Origin of the sequence: Algoriphagus boritolerans DSM 17298 = JCM 18970, assembly GCF_900108085.1 — a bacterium.
Lineage (GTDB): Bacteria > Bacteroidota > Bacteroidia > Cytophagales > Cyclobacteriaceae > Algoriphagus > Algoriphagus boritolerans.
The window spans coordinates 33826-51443 of record NZ_FNVR01000022.1 but is presented as its reverse complement, the minus strand read 5'-3'; the positions used below and the strand labels follow the sequence as shown (position 1 = coordinate 51443).

Genomic DNA, 17618 nt, shown 5'->3' with positions numbered 1-17618 from the left:
GGTTAATTAGGGTTAATAATCAGCAATAGGTTCTTGATTGTAATAGGCCTGAATTTCTTCAGGTGATGGCGAAATGAACGGCCTTACGATTCTCAATCCAATAAATGGAGCCTCAGGAAACCACCATTGACTTTTCGGAATTTGAGGATCGATTCGTTTCCAAGCGGGATCAGAGGAGCTTCGAAAGGCCGAACCAATTTGATCTTCCGTAGTCTTAAAACTTCCTCCGCGTACTGCATGAGGATAAAGTTTATAAGCAGGATTGAAAGGATTATCCTTTTCTGACCTGGCGTAATAATCGGGCTCATAGAGATCCATTGTCCATTCCTGTACATTCCCATAGATATCATATAGCCCCCAGGGATTAGGCGTCTTCTGGCCGACAGGTTGCGTACTGCCTTGACTATTGGCATGGGTCCAGGCATATTCAGAAAGTTTCGAAGCATCTCTCCCGAAGAAAAAGCGCTCCTTTGAACCTGCACGAGCGGCATATTCCCATTCGGCCTCCGTTGGAAGCCTGTAAAACATCCCTGTTTTCAGATACAACCAGTGGCAAAACTGAAGGGCCCCATACTGGGTCATTCCCACTGCGGGTTTTCCTTCTTTTCCCATGCCAAAAGTCATATCCAGATAGGGCAAACTCGGTCTTGTCAATCCATCCACCCGCTCATCTAAGCCTCCTTCAGTCATAGACTCCTCGTAGTGCTTGTCAAGAAAAAGCTCAAATGCATCCCAAGTCACCTCGTGAACTCCCATCCAAAACGCATCAACAGCAACTTCATGGCCAGGATTCTGATCCGGAAATGCCGGATCATTCGAGCCCATCATAAATGATCCGGCTGGAATTGGAGTGAGATCAAAGGTCACTTCAGTTCCCGGAATTTTTTGGGTGTAGGGTTCAAATACAACCTCTTGGTTTAACTGAAAGCTCATGAGTAGTAGGCCCGATGCAGCAAGGTACTTTTTCATGTGTTTATAATTTTTTTTTCAAGGCCACATAGCCTGTCCCGATTTTTATCGGGAAAATCTTCGCATGTATTCCCCGATAGCTATCGGGGCATACCGCTGTGTATCACTTAGAGTCATGCTCGATTTCATAGTTAAGCTAGAAGCAATGACAAATTAAAATTACTTGATTTTGATTCTATTGACTTGATTATTTTGATAAATGGTGCTTGATAAGATAAATCCCTTGGTCTTTAATATAAAAAAGCAAATAATCACCAAGCACTTCTATTTTTCTTATTTCGCCTTTAAGTGACAATCCTGAGTCAAGCGGGGTTTGGGCCACAAACTCTCCGTTTCCTTTTCCCAGTAAAATCGTCCCGTGATTCGCATCATATCTGCCAAACTTGAGCTTGGTATCGAAGAGATTTCCCCCCAGGATTAAATCAAGATTACCATCCCCGTCCAAGTCTGCTGATGCAGCGGCAAAGACCGGCGAAAATTGGGATTCAAGGGGAATGGATTTGGGTTGGAACTTTCCATTTTGACCCAAGACAAAGTAGCTTGTTTCCAGTCGATTGATAAATATCGAGCGACTGTCTTTTCGCTCCTCAGGAGTAAAAAGCTCATCCATTTTGACTTCAGAGAAGCTTTTGAAATCCAAATACCTTTTCTTCAAAAACAAAACCTGCCCAAGCACTTCATCACGGCTGGGTGAAGGATATTTTTCACCTTGGATGTAATAGGATAAAATCGCGTCTATCGAACCATTTGCGTCAAAATCCTTGTAAAGCAACTCCATCGGCTGGGTATCACTTGCAAAAAGTTGGGAGTTTTCACCATGATTTCCAACGAACAGCTCAGGCTTCCCATCTCCATCCCAATCCTCAATGAGTAATTCTGACCAAAACCCCACTTGTGGCGATTCAAAATATGCTGATGTGGTATTCTTCCAAGTATCTGTTGATTTGGAAAAAATCGTAATCGGCATGGCGTCGCCGACTAGAATCAGTTCGTCCTGACCATCCCCATCAAGATCTGCCCAACCTGAATCGGTGATCATCCCCAGATTCTTAAAATCCGGAGCCAAAGATGCTGTTTGATCAGTAAACTTGCCCTTGCCATCGCCTATCCAAATCCTCCCACCAGGAGCGATAGGATATTGGCCAGGAACCACTCTTCCCCCGACAAAAATATCGGTAATGCCATCAGTGTTGAAATCCCCCTGAGTCAAAGATCCTGTTGAAAATGCCTCATTTGGCAGCGCGTCTGCCGAAATCGTAAACTTTCCATTTCCGTCATTCAGGTATAACCGATCCTGAAGTCCAGGTTCTCCATCAAAAAATTGATGCATTCCGCCACTTCCAATCAAGAGATCAGGAAAATCATCTCCATTGGCGTCAAAACTCAATGCATCCGTATCTTCCGACAAGGCGGCAGATACAAATGCAGCAGAGTCTGGTCTATCGAATTGTCCATTCCCTTTACCAAAAAACAATCTCCCGCTGATTCCTGCTCCTCCTCCCAAGAAAATGTCAGGATTTCCATCCCCATCAAAATCTTCCACCACCAGTGCTTTGCCATTACCGGATATTCCAAAACTTAATAAGGGTTGACGCTTGAAATCATTGACTTCACTTGATTTTGGTACTGTGATTTTTCCTGCCTGCGTCAATAAGGGCATTGAATTAATAACGGATTTAGGTTTGATTTTGCTTGCCTCTGCTTGAGAGATTACGTGTTTTTGGTTTGTCTGTGGAGCTGAAAGTTGGGACAACTTACCACCAGGCCAAATCACTTGAACCGAGTCTGCTTTGGTATTTTGCCCCAAGCCAAAAACCAAAATCGGCGATACTGAGGATTGAAATCCCCGGTAAATGTTTTGCTCCTGGACCTGCATGCTTCCATTTGTGAATACTTTGACCAAAGCGCCTTGTCCAATTGTGTTTTGGCCCTCGCCCTTTAGCTCGATTTTAAGAAAATTCCCCTTTTCTTTTTGTATGGCCAGGTTTTCGTAGACGAAGGCCGGAGCGTTGATATTGTTGATAATCAAGTCCAGGTCACCATCATTATCCAGATCTGCATAAGCTGCCCCATTGCTGTTGGCATTTTGAGTTAGTCCCCAAGAGGCACTGACGTTTTCAAAAGTCAGATCTCCATTATTCTTGAAGGTATAATTTTTCAAATTGGACGAACTCATCGACTTGACCAGATTGAGCAAATCTTCCCGTTTCAGTTGGCCACCTGCGGTTCGGACATAATTGTCCATGTATTTCAAAAAATCCTGATTGTTGTAATCCCTCAGATAGCCGTTGGTGATGTGAAGATCCTTCCACCCGTCCAGATCAAAGTCCGAAAAAAGCGCAGACCAGCTCCAGTCTGTATTGGAAATACCTGACAGCTGACCGATTTCCCGAAAAGTGCCATCACCTGAATTGATATGCAGCATATTCCTCATGTATTGGTAGTAGAAACCACGATCCAGGTTCAATTGGAACATCTCGAAATTATCGGGAGAAAGAAGCAGCTTTTGCCGAAGATTATCCTCAGGCAGCATATCTAGGGTAAAAATATCCAGCAAACCATCATTGTTGATATCAGCGATATCATTCCCCATCGAAAAATGGGAAACATGATCCAGCCTGGACTGAATTTCATCCTTGAATTTTCCGTTTTTCTGATTGATATACAGGTAATCCGGCATGGAATAATCATTGCCAATATAGATATCCGGCCAGCCGTCTCCATTTATATCCGCTACTGATACTCCCAAGCCATAGGAAAGGCTGGAGCTGGAGATTCCCGCTTTCTCAGTGACTTCAACAAACTTTCCATTTTGATTTTCAAAAAGCTGGGACCCTGCCTCATGCTTTTCCAAGAGTAGCTTCTTAGTAACCGTTGGATCAAAATTCTGAATGGATTTGGTATTATGATTCAGAAGAAAAAGATCCAAGTCCCCATCTAAATCGTAATCAAAAAATGCCGCAGAAGTAGAAGTGGCCTCAGAAGCTATTCCATAATCTTCCGCCATTTCCTTAAACTGAGGTATTTCATTACTGTCATTTCCCTGATTGACAAAAAGCTCGTTTTTACGTTTTTCAGGCTGTAATGTACCGGAGTGACAAAGGTAAATGTCAAGCTTCCCATCCCCATTAATATCTACCAGTACGACTCCAGTCTTCCAAGGACCCGGCCGGCCTGTGGCTCCGGAGGCTTGTGTTATATCTTTGAATTTGAGATTTCCTTCGTTAAGGTAAAGTTGATTTTGACCAACATTCGCAGAAAAGTAAATGTCATCCAATCCGTCTTGATTGAGATCTCCGACTGCTACCCCTCCACCATTGTAGAGGTATTCATACATTAATACGTTTAGATTCAGGTTTTCTTCAATGAGGTTTGAAAAAGAAATTCCCGTGGAATCCGAAGAAAGCAAGCGAAAAATAGGATCTGAGGCAATAGTAACTTCGGGAATGTTTTTTTGCTCGGCTTTATCACATGAAAAAAGAAACCAAAAACTTGTGATAAGCAAGCAGGGTAATCGAAATCGCTTCATAATATTAAAGTCTGAGCTACCCCAATTGGGATAGCTCAGACAAGTTAATCAGGATTTTTAGTATCCCGGATTTTGAACCAATTGTGCATTTCGGTTTATTTCATCCCGATGGATCGGGAGATAATACATTTTGTCCAACCATTTACGGTTTTCTTTACCCGGATCCATATCAATCACTTTGTACACGTAGTTGTAAATATTAGGATCGTACCTATATCGGTCCAGCGATTGGCCTGGCTTGAACGTGCCTGTAATATTGATGCCATTTGCCTGTCTGCCCAGGGTCTCAGGCGCAATCATCCAACGACGTACATCATGGTAACGCTGTTCCTCATAGGCCATTTCTATTCTTCGCTCATTTCTGTACCGCTGCTTTAGGGCATCTCCAGTCTCAGTTATTGCCGGCTGACCTACTCGGAATCTGATTTGGTTGAGCCAGGCCTTAGCCTCATCTTCCTGACCTAGTTCGATAGATGCTTCCACGTAATTCAACACCGCCTCAGTGTATCTCAGTACAGGCCATGGAACTTGTTGCCAAGTATTTTGATCCACAATTGCCGGATTCGCATCAATAAACTTACGGAAATAGTATCCGGTGTAGGTACCATTCCAGTCCTCAATCGGGCTGTTTCTGGTGTCCAGACCAAAGTGAGGTACAACCTCTCCACCTGAGTTCACTTCATAAGTTCCTGTTTGAATTTGGCCCAATGGATCTCTAGGCTGATTTGCAGAAGATCTTGGCTTCCACTGTGCACCATCATAGAGTACGGAAGCATAGAATCTGGCATCACGATTCTCATAAGGAGCCGACGCATGGGTTGGATTATCCCATGAGAAGGAAGTTCCGTCCATCATTTCGTAGTCGTCGATCAGCAATTGAACGGGGGTATTTCCAGCCCAGTTATTGTAACCATTTGGTCCATTGAAAAGCCCCTGACGACCGCCATTTTCATTTTTCAAGTTAATGAAATATCTACCTAAAAGTATCTCTGCCTCTCCACCATTTCTGGCCATGGCATTATTGATATAGTTTTGAATACCTGCCTCATGCGAAACCGGAGCAGATAGGCCCATTTGGTTTCCGGTAGTAATATCCAAAACCGCTTTGGCTGCAGCTTGAGCTTTTTGCCATCTTTCTGTTCTGTTTCCTGAAGTGTAAGCTAAAACCGGAAGATTTCCGTAAGCGGCTAAATCGGCAGACTTTGAGGTAGCAGTAGGACCATCATGCAAATCACTGGCCGCATAGAGCAAAACACGTGACTTTAAAGCTAAAGCCGCCGCCTGAGTAGCACGACCCCTGATCGCTGATTTTCCAACCAGTAAATTAGCCGCTTCATCCAAATCCGCAACAATGAAATTTACGCATTCCTCAAAGGTGTTTCGAGGGATTTCAAATGTCTCGGCGTCCAAAGTATACGGAAAATCAATGATAGGGAAGCCTCCGTAATATCTCAACAACTGCTGGTAGTAATACGCTCTCATAAATCTAGCCTCAGCGATCAGTCTGTCTACCATTTCCCCGGAATGGGGGAAGTCCGGCGACGTCAACTTTTCGATCGCCAGGTTGGCAGCCCGAATACGGGAGTACATGTTGTTCCATGCCAGGGTATTGTTGACCCAACCGATATCTGCCGGATTAGAACGGGCCTCTGTGATTGTATTAATCCCCCGACCCGGGTGCGTAAACATTGCTTCGTCTGTCAGTGATGCAAGCATTTGCTCGTCAAATCCACCATTTCCCAGACCTTGATAGATTCCTACTACAAATGCTTCTGCCAAAGCAAGGTCTGTCCAAACGCTTGTTTCGTCTACCTCACCCAATGGTTTGGTATTCAGAAACTCATCATTACATGCTGTAAACATGAAGGATGCAGCGAGCAGAAATGCAAAATATTTATTGATTTTTTTCATGAGTGTCAAATGTTAGAATGTGACATTTATACCTGTGCTGATCACCCTTGCTTGTGGATAATACTGACCTGTAGAGCTGATGGTCTCGGGATCATATGCTCCAAACTTATCCCAAGTCAATAAATTGAGTCCATTTGCATAGATGCGGAGGTTTCTCACACCCACTTTTTCAGAAATGTGAGCCGGAAAATTATAGCCAAACTCCAGGTTTTTCAATCGGATATAATCCGTATTTCTAAACCAATAGGTATTGCCTCCCGAATAATATTGATCACTTCTGTTGGCTATTCTTGGGTGAACGCTACTTGGGTTGTCGATCGTCCATCTGTTGTCATGAATTTCCAACAGGTAGTTTCCAATATTTCCGGATTCACCTGCACTTACGTATTGTCTGGCGCCTGCTGCCCCTTGAAATAGAACTGACAGATCAAAATTTCTGAAAGCCATATTCAAAGTCATACCTCCCTGGAAGAGTGGAATATCGTTATTATCCATTCTGATTCGATCATCAGGTGTAATCTTGCCATCTCCGTCAATGTCCTTGTACTTCATATCACCAGGACGTAGGTTATTGGTAATCGCGCGATAGTCAAGTGGATTGTTGCTGATATCTTCCTGAGTAGCAAACACACCATCATATTGGTAAACCAAGAATGTATTCATTGGTTTTCCTGTAGACCGTTGCCATTCGGGCGCTCCAGGTGCTTCATCCCAGAAGAGGATTTTGTTTTTGGCATAACCCCCGTTTACTCCTACTGAGAACGTCATATCCCCGATGTTTCCACGGTAGCCCAGATTAATATCAAAGCCTTTATTTTCGACCTCACCGATGTTTTCGGCGGGAAGGATCAACCCAGTACTTTGCGGTACTGATGCATTTTTTCTCCAAAGAATGTTCGTTCTCTTGTTGTAAAACAGATCAAACTCGAAGAATACTTTGCCTTGAAGAAATTGACCTTCAAAACCCAAATTGGAGTTGTTGGCAATTTCCCAAGTGATGTTGTTGTTAGGAACTCGAGTCTCAAACAACGTTTTGACTTCAGTCCCATTGGCGATATAGGAGCTAAATCCATAAGTGGAAAGGAATTGGTATTCCTGTAGTGCTCCACCAAAGAATATCTGATCATTTCCGAGTTGACCCCAAGAACCTCTGATTTTGAAGAAATCGAAGGTTTTTCCAAGGCTATTCTTCCAGAAGTTTTCGTCGGAAACTACCCAGCCCAGCATAATTCCCGGGAAAAAGCCGTAACGGTTATTCTCAGGGAAAATATAAGATCCATCATATCTCCAAAGAAATTCTGCCAGATATTTTTCCTGATAATTGTAGGCTACTCTACCGAAATAGTTTAATCGGGCTCTTTCGAATGCTCCACCACCGTTATTCTTCTCCAAATCACCACCGGCAAACATTTGATCGATAGCGGAAGAAATAAAGTATCTTCTGAAGGCATTGAAGTTGTTTCCCTCAACCGTTTCTTTATTGAAACCGGCAAGTAAAGTCAGAGCATGCTTATCAGCAAATTTTTTCTCATAAGTTGCCACTGTTCCCAAAAGGATATTCAGTGTATTGTTATTCGCCTGGGTAAGTCTAGGATCAGCAGGTCCTCTTCGGGAAGCCACCAATTTTGGCGTAACACCATCATCCTCAAATCCAGAACCCAGCTGATACAGGGTCCAAGGAGTCTCCCAACGCTTGTTAAATTGCATAGTCTTATCCACCGCAGCAGTACCTACAATTTTTAAACCTTCTATACCTGGGATTTTAATTTCCAGTGTTCCGTTGGTCTGGAAGTAATCTCGGGTGTCCCGGTCATATCCGGTTTGATTGGTGGTGATTACGACTGGATTTTCACCGTTTTCGATGTCAGGTCCTGGCAAACCGTTTGGCCAAAAAGCAGGCTGATTTGGCTTACCTCTCATCTGCATTCGGAAGATTGCACCGGCGCCACGAGTCGGGAAGAATCGTTGCTCTTCACGGGCAAGGATACCAACACCTACTTTAATGTATTTATTCACATTGGCATCCAGATTTAATCGGATGTCATACTGCTTGAATCCGGTAGCGGATTGCTTGTAATATCCATCCTGATCCTGATAACCAATCGAAGTCATGTATCGTACATTGTCATTGCCTCCAACCAATTGGGCATTCATTCTGGTCTGAGGAGACCAGGTTTTCAAGGTTTCTCCATACCAATCCGTGTTTGGATAAAACCAAGGATCAGAGCCGTTCCGATAAAGTTCTAACTCATCGGGCGTGTAAGGAGCATTTCGGATTTGACCATTGGGACGAAGATATTCTCCATTTTGCTTATAGGCTTGATTTGCCGCATCCCACTCATTTACAGGCAATGCATAGATGTCAAGGTCATTCAACATGCCGGCATATTGTGCTGCATTTGCCAAATCAGGAATGACTGTCGGCTGTGCCCATCCTTGGTTTACCTGAAATGTCAATTCCGGAGCACCGCTTTTTCCTCTTTTTGTAGTGACAAGAATTACTCCATTTGCCGCTCGTGATCCATAAATGGCGGCCGATGCATCCTTCAGTACTGAGATACTTTCGATGTCGTTTGGATTCAATCGATCGATACCTCCAGCACGTGCCGGAATTCCATCGATTACAATCAAGGCATCGTTGTTACCCAAAGTGTTGGAACCCCGAATTCGGATGGCCGAACCATCATAACCAGGCTCACCGCTTCTGTTGACTGCAACCACACCAGGCATACGTCCTGCAATGGAATTTGACAGGTTGACAGCAGGTGATTTTGCCAATTCACCACCTTTGACAGTGGCAACAGAACCGGTTATAGTCTCCTTCTTTTGCTCGCCGTAGCCCACCACAATCACTTCCTCAAGTGATTTCATATCGGCTCCGAGGGTTATACTGAGTTCGCTTTGGGCTCCTACAACTACTTCCTGTGTTTGGAATCCAATAAAAGAGAATACTAAAACTGACTGATCAGAACTAACGGAAATTTTAAATTTCCCGTCAACATCTGTAACAGTACCAGAAGTGGTTCCTTTTACAAGGATCGAGACTCCCGGAAGGGGAAGATTATCCTCGCCGGATATAACAACGCCAGACACCTCCTTGGTCTGGGCCTGTGCAGTACCTAAATAAAATAGGCACATCAAAAATGTCAGACTTAAGAGTCTGGCAGGGGTAGAGATTTTCATAGGCAATTTTGGGTTAATGAAAATTATCAATTGAATAGATATGTCAATTTCCAATATATTTTACCTAAAAATCTAACTGTTTACAACTTAAAACTGACTGTATTCTGCTGTTTCTATGAATGGCATGGTGGGTTTTAAGTCAATTCTGAGAACTATTATTAAGTTAATTTAAAATAATCTTAGAAAAATTAAATTATTCTTCTTTTAGGCAAAATTTGAAAAAAATTATTTAACACTTCAGATTTCTAAAAAAAATTCCTCAAAGTAAAAACTTACAGCCTTTTTACTACCTCCTTTTTTGGAATCCTGATTGACCACATACCCCGGAGGTCTCCCACCTGATGGCCTTTGGCCTGATCTTGGGGATAGAGCTCAGCTAGTTTTTTAAGGGTCTCTTCATTGATCTCCTTCCCCGGTTCCCCATGGCAACTGAGGCAGAAGCCCCCGGGAATCACAATAGCCTTCGTATAAAGAAAGACTTCACCATTTTCGAACTTTTGAATGTTAGGATCACTTTTGCTTCCATTCTCAGCATTAAATTCGTAAGCCTCCAAGAGGGGCTTTTCTTCCTCAGTAGGTTGGTCAGCGGGATTGCGATAGCGATTCGAAGCGCGGCGAATTTCTACACCATGTTTTTGACTTACTTCCTTGAGAATTGGCAGGGCTTGAATATTGCAAAATTCTATTGCACCGGGTACCCCCTTTTCGGCCACTGCATTTTGGAGCCTGGTTATCAACTGATTTTGAGCCTCTGTCGAAATAGAATCACCCCATAGCATCGCTTCATTCAAGATCTCAACTTCTGTTAGGCGTTTTACTTCCATGGATTGATTGACTGCTTCAAATGTTTCTTTAGAAACCCGCTCCTGAGGACCACAGGAATACAATAACAGGGCAGCATTGGCCAAAACGACTATTTTTTTCATATCCATATTTTTTTCTCAACTATCAAACAAACTATCCGGAACCTAGCTACCGATAGACGCTTGACTTCTGATCATCCCGTTTTTGGGCTTACTGATTGCCCGAAATTATAATTATCTGAATTATACTTTAAATTTATCAACCATTCTTCAATTACTGTTCAAGACACTTGATTAACTTAAAACTGTTTGTGATATACTTAATGAATCAAAGATTTGATCAAGTTGCCATCTTAAGGATGTTTTTATAATCTATGCAATGAGAAAACTCATACTTGTGCTCTTTTTTATCCTCCTGATTACTACAGATTCCTGGTCTCAAACCTGGACTCGAATGCAAAGTTGGGGCTTGGACTTAGAATCCATCGTTTGGATAAGCGAAACCGATGGAGTGGCAGTGGGTGAGAATCTGATCATTCGGACAAGTGACGGAGGGGTAACCTGGAATGAGGTCTTGGTGGAAGTTGATGCCCGGTTGCTCGATGTGGCATTTTTAAGTGATGGCAACGGAGTAGCGGTGGGCGAAAAAGGGACAATCTATACCAGTTCGGATTTTGGAAATAATTGGATAAAGCGAAATTCAGGCACCCAAAATACCCTCACCAGCGTAGCCAAAACTTCGGCAACGCAACTTGTGGCAATTGGCCAAAACGGAGAAATTCTGCAATCGTTCAATTCCGGAGCCACCTGGACAAAAGTCTCCAGCGGAACTAACCTGGATCTTAATGACATCACTTTTATCAATGAAAACACGGCATTTGTAGCAGCTGCCAATGGGCGAATCCTAAAGTCATTTGATAAAGGCAGTACTTGGCAGTCCGTAACTATTGCAGGAAATAAAGACCTCTTTGGAATTGCATTTTCCAGTGAAATGATTGGTTATGCGGTCGGTAAAAATGGAACCTATCTCAAAACCACAGATGGAGGAGAGACTTGGACAGAATTGGTAATCAACACCGGAAGGACACTTAGAAAGGTGGCCATCAGCCCTGTGGACATCCGGATAGTAGTAGCAGTAGGCGATACTGCGACTGTCGTAAGAAGCGGGAATTCGGGCACGACATTCACTTATCCAAACTTAGGGGCTACCAATACCCGAAGCATCAAAAATATAGCATTCAAACCTAATCTGGCATTTGCTTCGGCAATCGGACAGGATGGCTACTTGCTGAACTCCGCAAATTCAGGTGCCAATTGGAGTCAGAAATTTGCAGGCATCCGAAATAACTTCACTTCGGTGGACTTCAAAAACCTAAATACAGGCTTTATAGGAGGAGAGAAGGGAGCATTTTTTGTCACTACCAATGGTGCCACCACGGTGATTAGCCGCCCTATTCCCGAAGCTCTTCTCATTCAGACCCTGGATTTTTGGAATACATCCTTCGGCTATGCGAGTGCTCCCGAAGGTAAAGTCTATCGAACCGGTAATTCAGGAAGTGCATGGGTTCCTGTGCCTTTACCGGTGAATCGAACCCTTACCGGATTTTATCTCTTTGCTCCATCGGTAGTCTACGCCGTGGGAAACTCCGGCTACATCACACGATCATCCGACTCCGGAGCCACCTGGGATCAATCGATTAAAACTAATACTACAAAAAATCTAAAAGACATCACTTTCTTTAATTCTGTAATTGGATTTGCCATAGGGGAAAATGGTCAAATCAGTTGGAGTGCTGGAGGAAATGAGTGGGAAACTTTACCTTCCGTGACCACCGAAAATCTGAATGCTTTGGTAAAACTGGATACCACCAGTGCCATCGCGGTTGGAAATGCCGGGACTATTTTAAAAACCGATGATCAAGCTAAAACTTGGCGAGTCATCGAATCAGGCACCTTGAAAAATCTGAATTCCATTGACTTTTTCGGTAAAAATGTCGGGTTTATCGCCGGAGATGAAGGACAGGCAATGGTGACACTTGACGGTGGAGAAACTTGGATTCAGCCAGAAACCGGAACCTTGCGAAATTTCTCCGGTGTTAGCGTGGGTACCGATTCGAAGGCCTATTTTGTAGGAGAGGACGGCTCGATCATCACTTACAATTGCATTCCTCCTTTAGGGTCTTTGGGAGAAATCTCCGGGAATTCGCAATCCTGCATTTCCAATGAAACTTACGCTATCTCGGAAATGCCTTCTCCCGGTTCAGAGATTATCTGGAGAGTGGATGGAGGTGAAATTATATCGGGTCAAGGGACCAATCAAATTGAAGTGAAATGGACCGCTCCTGGCAGGAATGCTGTTTTGGTTAGTCGATCAAATTTTTGTGGAAATGGGGAAACTTCTGCTTTGGAAGTGATTGTCCTTTCCTTGCCTCCGAGTGACCTGCTTGTTTCAGGCGAAGGAATTGGATGTGTAGAAAGTACAGGAACTTATTCATTGCCAAACGTCGAAGGAACCGCCTACACCTGGACGGTCACTGGAGGTGAAATTATTTCCGGTCAGGGATCAAGTGAAATCGACATCAAATGGAAGCAAAGTGGTGATCAACTTATCTTAGTAACTCAGGAAAATCGCTGCGGAACCTCAGAACCTATTCAAAAGTCTGTACGAATCTCGGCAGCTCCTGATCAGCCTTCAGAAATTCTGGGAGAAGGTCAAGTAGCGCTTGGCGAGCAATACTATGAAATAGCAGAACTATCCGAATTAGATTATCGCTGGACGGTTTCTGATGGAGGAAAGATCATCTCCGGGCAGGGAAGCCACAGAGTTCTCGTTAATTGGGAAGAAGAGGGTGATTTCGGACTCAGCGTGGAAGCTCAAAACGAATGTGGATTTGGCCCAAAACAGAGCCTTTCAGTAAATGTCAACATAATCACAGCTCTGGAACCCAAAACCAATCTTGGTTTGAAAATTTACCCAAATCCCGGCTTCGGAACCCTGACCATAACCTCTGAAAATCTGGACAATTGGTCAACCCTACTGGTTTTTAATCCTTTGGGTCAGTTGGTTGAAAGTCAAAATATCAAGATCGGCGAGACTGAAATTTTCCTAAACGGACTTCCAAGGGGAATACTTTTGATTCAGCTTCAAGGGAAAAACGGGGCAGTGACCGAGAAAGTGCTGGTGAGGTGATTTTCGAAGTAACAAAGAAAAAAGACGAAGATTACTCCTCGTCTCTAATCTTAACATATTGGAATATATCTCCCACTTTACCTCTTTTGATAAAGGCCTTTTTCAGTATGGCTTCAGGGATATAACCTGCTTTTTCCAGGACATTCATAGATTCTCCGTTGAATTCGTAGACTTGAGCGAAAAGTCTTTGAATATCGAATTTCTCAAAAATGTAATCGGTGTATAGCTTCACCGCTTCTGAAGCGATTCCTTTACCCCAAAAGGGCTCACCGACCCAAAAACCCAATTCCATGTTGGTACGGAGCTCATCTTTCCCCCGTTCTGCACCGATTGACCCCGCAAGTTTGCCTTTGTATTCAATGGCAAAATTCTGTGGTGGATTGAACTTTTGATTATGTTCTATCCAATGTCTTGCATCATGAATGGTATATGGCTGAGGATAACTATCCCGCAAATTCATTGCGATTTTTGGATTATTTGCCAGCGGATAGAGAGCATGAAAATGGGAGTCATTCCAAGTGACTAGGCTTACTTCTTTTTCTCCGGTTATTATCATAAAAGTACTTAGGTTATTCTTCCGCTGGTTTTTTGTTTGTTCAATATACCTCCTTAAATCAATCCTTCAAAGTCCATTCCACTTACTCGATTCCACCGGCTTTCATTTTTTCGAGATTTTCAGCCAATCTCAGGGCTGAGATGAATTCTTCAATATGCCCGTCCATCACTTCGGGAAGATTGTAGACGGTTTTATTGATTCTGTGGTCAGTGACACGGGATTGGGAATAGTTATAGGTCCTGATCTTGTCAGATCGGTCGCCACTGCCTACCATGGATCTACGTTGTGCACCCACAGCATCGTTTTGTTTGGTAAGCTCTATTTCATAAAGCCTGGATCTCAATACCTGGAGCGCTTTTTCAAAGTTTTTAATCTGTGACTTTTCATCCTGACAGGTCACTACCAAGCCGGATGGAAGGTGTGTCAATCGTACTGCAGAATAAGTCGTATTTACGGATTGTCCACCGGGTCCGGAAGAGCAGTAGGTGTCTTTTCGGATTTCATTCATGTCCAAGTGGACCTCAACTTCATCCATTTCGGGTAAAACTGCCACAGATGCAGCAGAAGTATGCACTCTCCCTTGGGATTCGGTAGCTGGGACTCGTTGTACCCGATGAACTCCCGATTCATATTTCAGCATCCCGTACACGTCTGCCCCGGACACCGTAGCAATGATTTCCTTGTAACCGCCAGCTGATCCAAAGGTTAAGTCAAGGACGGTAAGCTTCCAACCCTGCATTTCGCAGAACCGCTCATACATCCGAAACAAATCTCCCGCAAAAATTGAAGCCTCGTCTCCACCTGTTCCTCCCCGGATTTCGAGGATACAATTTTTGGAATCATTTGGGTCTTTAGGGATCAATAGCTGCTTCACCTCCTCTTCCAGCGTTTCCTTCCGTTCTCGAAGGTAGTCAAGTTCAGCTTTGGCCATTTCTCGAAACTCCGGATCCCTCTCCTTATCCAAAATTTCTTTGGAGCTGTCGATATTCTGAAGCACCAGCTTGTACTCATCGTAGGCTATGACGATTTTTTCCAGGTCTTTGTATTCCTTGGAGAGCTTAGTGTACTTGCTCATGTCAGACATCGAGTCCGGCATGATGATCAGTTGACCTACTTCTTCAAATCGGTCTTTAAGGGCTTGTAATTTGTCCAGCATGGGTTTTAATCGCTGCGCAAAAGTAAGGAATTTATCGGCTGGGCAGTTTAAAATTTTGTCAACTCACACACCTAAGTTGTAGCGCTTAAATCGAAAAATCCGTCTTGAAAGCATGAGAAAACTACCTGTTATTTTCTTTTTTGGTTCTCTTTTTATGCTTTCACACTGTGAAGAAGAAAGACCTATGACAAATTGCATAGATCCTGAACGGATCACATCAGGACCCTGTACGATGGATTACAATCCGGTTTGCGGATGTGATGGCAATACCTACGGGAATGCCTGCGCTGCAGACCGATCGGGGCTTAAATCCTGGACATCAGGAGCCTGTAGCAAAAAAGACTGACATTGCTGCCAGTCTCTTGATTTATTCGACCGTTACGGATTTGGCCAAGTTTCTTGGCTGATCCACATTACAGCCTCTCATCACTGCGATGTGATAGGACAGCAATTGCAGAGGAACTACTGCTACCAAAGGCACAAATGCCTCATCCACTGCAGGAATTTCGATCACATGGTCAGCCATGGCTTTTACTTGCGTGTCGCCTTCTGTCACGACAGCGATTACTTTACCTTTTCTGGCTTTTACTTCCTGAATATTACTCACCACTTTTTCGTAGGAACTATCCTGAGTGGCGATGAATATTACCGGCATTTCCTCATCAATCAAAGCAATCGGACCATGCTTCATCTCTGCAGCAGGATACCCTTCGGCGTGGATGTAGGAGATTTCTTTAAGCTTTAATGCACCTTCCAATGCCACCGGAAAATTATACCCACGACCCAGATACAGGGCATTTCTCACATCCTTGTATTCTGATGCAATGTACTTGATCAGTTCATTCGTCTTCAATGCCCGCTCCACTTTTGCCGGAATCGCCTCCAGTTCATTCAATAGCTGGATGTATCGATTCTCCGGCATAGTACCTCTTTGATAACCTAATTTAAGGGCCATCATCGCCAATACTGAGATCTGCGCGGTGAAGGCTTTGGTGGAGGCTACTCCGATTTCCGGTCCGGCATGCGTATAGGATCCTGCATGTGTAGCTCGGGGAATGGATGAACCCACGACGTTACAAACTCCGAAGATTGTGGCCCCTTTCGATTTTGCCAGTTCGATAGCAGCTAATGTATCTGCCGTTTCACCGGACTGTGAAATGGCGATTACGAAATCTTTTTCGCTGATCACCGGATTTCTGTACCGAAACTCGGAAGCATATTCCACCTCTACAGGGACTCTGGCAAAGTCCTCAAAAAGATATTCGGCTACCAATCCTGCATGCCATGAAGTCCCGCATGCGGTGATAATAATACGCTCTGCATTTTGGAATTTATTCATGTAATCACGAAGACCTCCTAAGACCAACCGACCGGATTTCGCATCCAAACGGCCTCTGAGACAGTCGGCAATCGACTTAGGTTGCTCGTAGATCTCTTTAAGCATGAAGTGATCGTAGCCGCCTTTTTCAATTGCTTCCAACTCCATTTCGAGCTGATTGATGTAAGGACTGGTTTCTACATTTTCGATAGTTTTCACCTGTAGTTTCCCATCTCGGATGACCGCTATTTCAAAGTCGTCCAAATAGACCACTTTATTGGTGTACTCAATGATCGGGGTGGCATCAGAAGCAAGAAAGTACTCTTCCTCTCCCACGCCTATTACCAATGGGGAACCTTTCCTTGCTGCGATGAGTGTGTTTGGCTCTTCTTTGTTGATCAAGACAATGGCATAAGCCCCCACAACTTTATGCAAAGCAAGGCGAAGTGCCTCCTCTAAAGTGCAATGGTCGTGTTCGTAGATATCTTCAATGAATTTTACAAACACCTCTGTATCCGTTTCACTGTCGAACGTGTATCCTTTTTGAAGCAAGTCTTGCTTTAAAACCTCATAGTTTTCGATGATGCCATTGTGGATCATTGCAAACTTTTCGGATGCGGAATAATGGGGGTGGGCATTTACGTCGTTGGGTTCACCATGGGTTGCCCAACGTGTATGACCGATTCCAATTTTGGATTTTACCTCCCCATTTGAATTCAGGTGCTTTTCCAGCTCGGATACTTTTCCCTTTTTCTTATAAATACTCAGACCATTTTGGTCCAAAAGGGCCACCCCGGCAGAGTCATATCCACGGTATTCAAGTCTTTTGAGACCTTTGAGGATAATGGGCAAAGCTTCTTGGTGCCCTACATACGCGACAATTCCACACATATTGAAAAATTCTTAAAAGTTGGTTTAAACTTCCACAAAGAAACAGCTTTCGTGCCAAAAAAAATAATCCACTTCCTTAAAAAGAAGGAGTGGATTATCAGTACTTATTCGA

The 17618-nt window shown here is 43.7% G+C and carries 10 protein-coding genes; 2 read left to right on the top strand and 8 right to left on the bottom strand.

Annotated elements, in window-relative coordinates:
- Positions 1–12: 12 nt before the first annotated feature.
- The 5 genes from C4S61_RS16185 to C4S61_RS16165 all read right to left on the bottom strand — a co-directional run bounded on the left by C4S61_RS16185 (position 13) and on the right by C4S61_RS16165 (position 10518).
- Positions 13–969, bottom strand: a complete 957-nt coding sequence (locus tag C4S61_RS16185; RefSeq protein ID WP_103925846.1) for a formylglycine-generating enzyme family protein — start codon at positions 967–969, stop codon at positions 13–15.
- Positions 970–1156: 187 nt separating this feature from the next.
- A complete protein-coding gene (locus C4S61_RS16180) occupies positions 1157–4498 on the bottom strand; it encodes a VCBS repeat-containing protein (RefSeq protein WP_103925845.1) in 3342 nt (1113 codons plus the stop codon).
- A 57-nt stretch (positions 4499–4555) separates the two neighbouring features.
- Positions 4556–6409, bottom strand: a complete 1854-nt coding sequence (locus tag C4S61_RS16175; protein ID WP_103925844.1) for a RagB/SusD family nutrient uptake outer membrane protein — start codon at positions 6407–6409, stop codon at positions 4556–4558.
- Positions 6410–6421: 12 nt separating this feature from the next.
- A complete protein-coding gene (locus tag C4S61_RS16170) occupies positions 6422–9592 on the bottom strand; it encodes a SusC/RagA family TonB-linked outer membrane protein (protein WP_103925843.1) in 3171 nt (1056 codons plus the stop codon).
- Positions 9593–9864: 272 nt separating this feature from the next.
- Positions 9865–10518 (bottom strand): Tll0287-like domain-containing protein, encoded by a 654-nt coding sequence (locus tag C4S61_RS16165; RefSeq protein WP_103925868.1) that lies wholly within the window; start codon positions 10516–10518, stop codon positions 9865–9867.
- A 256-nt stretch (positions 10519–10774) separates the two neighbouring features.
- Between C4S61_RS16165 and C4S61_RS16160 the strand changes: the two genes are divergently transcribed.
- A complete protein-coding gene (locus tag C4S61_RS16160; protein ID WP_103925842.1) occupies positions 10775–13585 on the top strand; it encodes a YCF48-related protein in 2811 nt (936 codons plus the stop codon).
- Between the two features lie 31 nt (positions 13586–13616).
- Here the strand turns inward: C4S61_RS16160 and C4S61_RS16155 are convergent, their stop codons facing one another.
- Entirely contained in the window at positions 13617–14141 is a 525-nt protein-coding gene (locus C4S61_RS16155; RefSeq protein WP_103925841.1) for a GNAT family N-acetyltransferase, read from the bottom strand.
- 82 nt (positions 14142–14223) lie between these two features.
- Positions 14224–15297: a peptide chain release factor 1 gene (gene prfA, locus C4S61_RS16150; RefSeq protein WP_103925840.1), complete on the bottom strand. Its 1074-nt coding sequence runs from the start codon at positions 15295–15297 to the stop codon at positions 14224–14226.
- Positions 15298–15409: 112 nt separating this feature from the next.
- Between prfA and C4S61_RS16145 the strand changes: the two genes are divergently transcribed.
- Positions 15410–15643, top strand: a complete 234-nt coding sequence (locus C4S61_RS16145) for a Kazal-type serine protease inhibitor family protein (RefSeq protein WP_103925839.1) — start codon at positions 15410–15412, stop codon at positions 15641–15643.
- A gap of 21 nt (positions 15644–15664) precedes the next feature.
- On the opposite strand, the gene glmS is transcribed toward C4S61_RS16145, so the two are convergent.
- Entirely contained in the window at positions 15665–17506 is a 1842-nt protein-coding gene (gene glmS / locus C4S61_RS16140) for a glutamine--fructose-6-phosphate transaminase (isomerizing) (protein ID WP_103925838.1), read from the bottom strand.
- Between the last annotated feature and the right edge of the window lie 112 nt (positions 17507–17618).

Coding starts and splice junctions, on each gene's coding strand:
- C4S61_RS16185 (WP_103925846.1), bottom strand. CDS start 969: ATGAAAAAGTACCTTGCTGCATCGGGCCTACTACTCATGAGCTTTCAG.
- C4S61_RS16180 (WP_103925845.1), bottom strand. CDS start 4,498: ATGAAGCGATTTCGATTACCCTGCTTGCTTATCACAAGTTTTTGGTTT.
- C4S61_RS16175 (WP_103925844.1), bottom strand. CDS start 6,409: ATGAAAAAAATCAATAAATATTTTGCATTTCTGCTCGCTGCATCCTTC.
- C4S61_RS16170 (WP_103925843.1), bottom strand. CDS start 9,592: ATGAAAATCTCTACCCCTGCCAGACTCTTAAGTCTGACATTTTTGATG.
- C4S61_RS16165 (WP_103925868.1), bottom strand. CDS start 10,518: ATGAAAAAAATAGTCGTTTTGGCCAATGCTGCCCTGTTATTGTATTCC.
- C4S61_RS16160 (WP_103925842.1), top strand. CDS start 10,775: ATGAGAAAACTCATACTTGTGCTCTTTTTTATCCTCCTGATTACTACA.
- C4S61_RS16155 (WP_103925841.1), bottom strand. CDS start 14,141: ATGATAATAACCGGAGAAAAAGAAGTAAGCCTAGTCACTTGGAATGAC.
- prfA (WP_103925840.1), bottom strand. CDS start 15,297: ATGCTGGACAAATTACAAGCCCTTAAAGACCGATTTGAAGAAGTAGGT.
- C4S61_RS16145 (WP_103925839.1), top strand. CDS start 15,410: ATGAGAAAACTACCTGTTATTTTCTTTTTTGGTTCTCTTTTTATGCTT.
- glmS (WP_103925838.1), bottom strand. CDS start 17,506: ATGTGTGGAATTGTCGCGTATGTAGGGCACCAAGAAGCTTTGCCCATT.